The 3,694-nt window shown below is 37.0% G+C and carries 2 protein-coding genes; one reads left to right on the forward strand and one right to left on the reverse strand.

From position 1 onward, the window contains the following. Positions 1 to 1,440: 6-hydroxymethylpterin diphosphokinase MptE-like protein (locus tag QZU45_RS11400; protein WP_295355388.1), on the forward strand; the 1,440-nt coding region annotated here is incomplete at its 5' end. Between the two features lie 137 nt (positions 1,441 to 1,577). Here the strand turns inward: QZU45_RS11400 and QZU45_RS11405 are convergent. Then, on the reverse strand, positions 1,578 to 3,218 hold the full coding sequence (locus QZU45_RS11405) for an AAA family ATPase (protein ID WP_295355390.1): 1,641 nt from the start codon (positions 3,216 to 3,218) through the stop codon (positions 1,578 to 1,580). Positions 3,219 to 3,694: the final 476 nt, after the last annotated feature.

The following is a 3,694-nucleotide window of genomic DNA, read 5'->3' on the forward strand; positions in this document are numbered from 1 at the left end:
AAACACTTTGATCAGATTCACGAAGCTATTGGTTACTTTGACGATCACCTGTTTGCTACAAGTCAGGGCATTGAGCTTATCAATAATAAACATAAGTTTGTTTTAAATAAGCCTTTAAAGAAAGAATATAAGGATTTACCGGTGTTTGTCATAGGTGCAGGACCATCCTTGGATCACGATATTCCTTTTTTAAGAAAATATCAGGATAAGGCGATTGTTATCGCCTGTGGTACTGCAATCGATTCTCTGTATCACGCAGGAATTAAACCTGATTTTTATGTAAATCTTGAAAGAACCTTTAATATTGGCGATTCAACTCTTGGAGTTATTCCCGATCAGAAGTTTCTTCAGGATATCATTATTGTTGCCTCTGATACCTGTCATAGGAATACTCTAAAATACTTTAAGAACTCTGCTATCTTTGCCAAGAATGATGAACCGTTTTTCCCTTATTTAACCTCGTATTACCCAGAGCTTGAGAATATACAGGAGATCAAGCTGTCAAATCCTGTGGTGGGAAATGCGGGCCTTGCTTCTGCCATCTATTTTGGTTTTGAAAATATCTATTTATTTGGCGTTGATAACGGTAAAAAGCTTGGTACCAATCAGATGCACTCCTCCTTTACCACTCTTTATTCAAATAGAGGCGTGGTGGATAATGCAGGCCCTTATCAGATAGAGAAGGTTCTTCCTGGTAACTTTGGAGGACAGTGTGAAAGCAGCTATTTCTTTGCCATGTCGGGACATAATATAGGCTTCCTGCTGCAGATGGAGAAACTTAATAACGATAAGCTTACCTGTCATAACTGCTCGGATGGTATTTTTATGGAGAATACCATACCTACTCATTCTGAAGAGCTTGTAAAAGAGTTTTCTTGCAAGCAGGATATTGATAAGAAGAAGTTCTCTGAATATGTAATAGGGGAGAAGACTGTAGAACTGCACTTCCCTGAACATGCGTTCAGTAAGCTCTTTGATTCAGAGAAGTTTAATGAAATCTGCCGAAAATCGCTTCACATGCTTGATAAGCTGCCTGATAACAGAGTCGATTATCTGAAGGTGATGGTAAAGCTTTCGGAATATATTTCTGAGCTTACCAAATATCAGGAGACCTTCTATTATGGCTCTGTATTGAACGGTAGTATCCAGAACCTCTTTATTCTGGTTTCAAGAGCTCTTTATCACTGTGCGGATGAGACAAAGTGTATCGAGGCGGCTAACAGGATTATGAATCTGGTAAAGGACTTCCTAAATGAAGCTCAGGTGCTTTTCTCCTATCTTCCTGATTATGCAATGTGGGATCATAGAAAGTATTTTGAGAATGGTCTGGTAGGAATGGATACTTCTTACGGTAAGGCTCCTCCATTTCCTGGTAAGTTTGAGATTATCAGAAATCAGTTTGATGATCCGCTGAAAACATTTGTGAAGAAATATGAGTGAGGCTATTAGAGGAGTAAAAACTAAAAAAGATGTTTAACTTTATGGTTGAGCATCTGAGTTTAGCGTCAACAGATGCTCTACTTCGTATCTCATCATCAGAGTCTAGCATCAAATGATCCTTAACTCGGTGGGTGAAATCAGCTTCTGTAAGAGCCTTTTTGCGAAAACACTGGCTTATAGGCAGTAATCTGTCGTTTGCTCTTGGCTCCGTTAAATACGCAGGCTATCTGGAGAAGTTCTCTATCTCCAAGATTCTCAAGGCCATAGCCCTTTTCTATGATCTGATTTTCAGCCTCATCAAGTTTATTTTGCTCTTCACTTTCTTCTGTTGTGTACTTCAGTTCAAGCAGTACTCTGCGTTTTGGGAAGTTTACAAGAATGTCACTTCTTCCCTTAGAGTTATGCTGTTCTACTCTTACATCATGATCTTTTCCTAAAAGGTATACTTGTAGCAGAGCTCTTAGAACAGACTCGTCATTTACAGGATATTTATCATAGGATAAAGCCGCTAATACGCTGTTGAATAGGGTGATGATATCTTCAGCAGTGCCATGTTCAAGAACATACTTTTTGCCGTTGGCGTATGGAGAAACATTCTTTTCAAAGACACTTAGACTTAAAAGTGAAAATAAAGCTGATCTTACCTCACGATTCGCTGCGCCTAAGATAACATCCTCATTGCGATCTATTTCTGATTTTAAAGTCAGGTAGCCAGTCTGACACATCAGTACACTCTCATTGATGTCAATAAGGGAAGTTGGGTTCATAAAATCATTATAGGGAATTGAAATTTCTGAAGTTAGAAGCTTCTCTATATTAAGGTCATGAGATTCCATGTAGTTCATAAGAATAGATGGTAGACCACCGACGTCGTACCAGTAATCGCCAAACCTGACCGTTCTTTTCTCATATATATCCTGTAAAAAGCCATTAACAGAATATGTGGAGAATACTTTATTATTATTGAATTCATCAAAGCAGTAGCTGTCATAATGATCAGCCATTCTATCGATAATATTTTCTATTTCAGAATCTGTAACGCTTTCTGGTGCTTTGTTTTTCTCAAAAGCTACACCAAGTTTGAGATAATCTAAATAGAAGTGTTTTATCTCATCGCGAGTGAAACCTATCAGCTTAGAATAGGCACTATTGTAGCTTAAATCCTTAATATCAGAACCAACAGAGAAGATTGATACATCCTTGAGTCGGGTTACTCCTGTTACAGCAAGGAATCTAATCGCCTTTTTACCCTTTATCGCTCCATAAAAATCTCTGATACAGATCCTGAACTTCTCGTACAATTCTGGATTATTAATATTGGCTGTCAGCTGACGATCATATTCGTCAATAAGAAGAACGATCTGCATCTGATCCGGCATGACCGTAAAAATATTTCTAATCAGATTACCCGGCTCGTTGTCGTCAGTATAGTCTGTAATTTTGTTGAGTCTTGCGAAATCACGAAGTGGCTGACATAAACTTTTTTTAAATGCATCTAAATCTGTAGCAGAGTACTCAAGAAAACTTAAATGAAGTACAGGGGATTTATCCTGATCCCATTTATCGTAAATCCAGGTGTCTTTAAAAAAAGGTTCAACTCCTTTTTCAAAGAGAGTCCCTATGGTGTTAAGTGTAAGAGATTTACCAAAACGGCGAGGGCGTGAAAAGAATACTCTCTCATAATTATTTATCAGATTATATATATATTCTGTTTTATCTACGTAGATATATCTATCTCCAAAATTTTCTATATTCTCTGATACTGATATTCTTTTCATTGTCAAACCTCTGATCTGTATAAATCCATTATACAGGATTTGTTTTCTTGTTTATTTTTAAATCAATGAATTTACAGTGTAACGCTGTACTTCTTCAGTAGAATTCTTCGGCAGAACAAGTTTCAACTATATGATATTCCTTGATAAAAATATTATCAGACAGGATCTATAATAAGCTGTTTTATAACGTGTTAAATGTTGATGTTGCTATGAAATATACATTTGTTACTGCTAGCTAATAATGACCACAAATTGATATAAAATTCTGTCCCTTTCCATACCCTCTGCCATAATACTTTGTCCACCATCTAATAGCGATCTTAAATATTATCTAAAGAGGCTTTTGTAAGCTGATTTCTGGAATAAAAACAAAAGCTAATCTAAATTTAGGAAAGGAAGTTCTGAATTGAATTTCTGAGGGGGGGAGTCGTGCCAAAGTTTTGCCCACTTACACGACTCCCGTGTCAACCAATACC

It is taken from the genome of uncultured Succinivibrio sp., assembly GCF_902756765.1.
GTDB lineage: Bacteria > Pseudomonadota > Gammaproteobacteria > Enterobacterales > Succinivibrionaceae > Succinivibrio.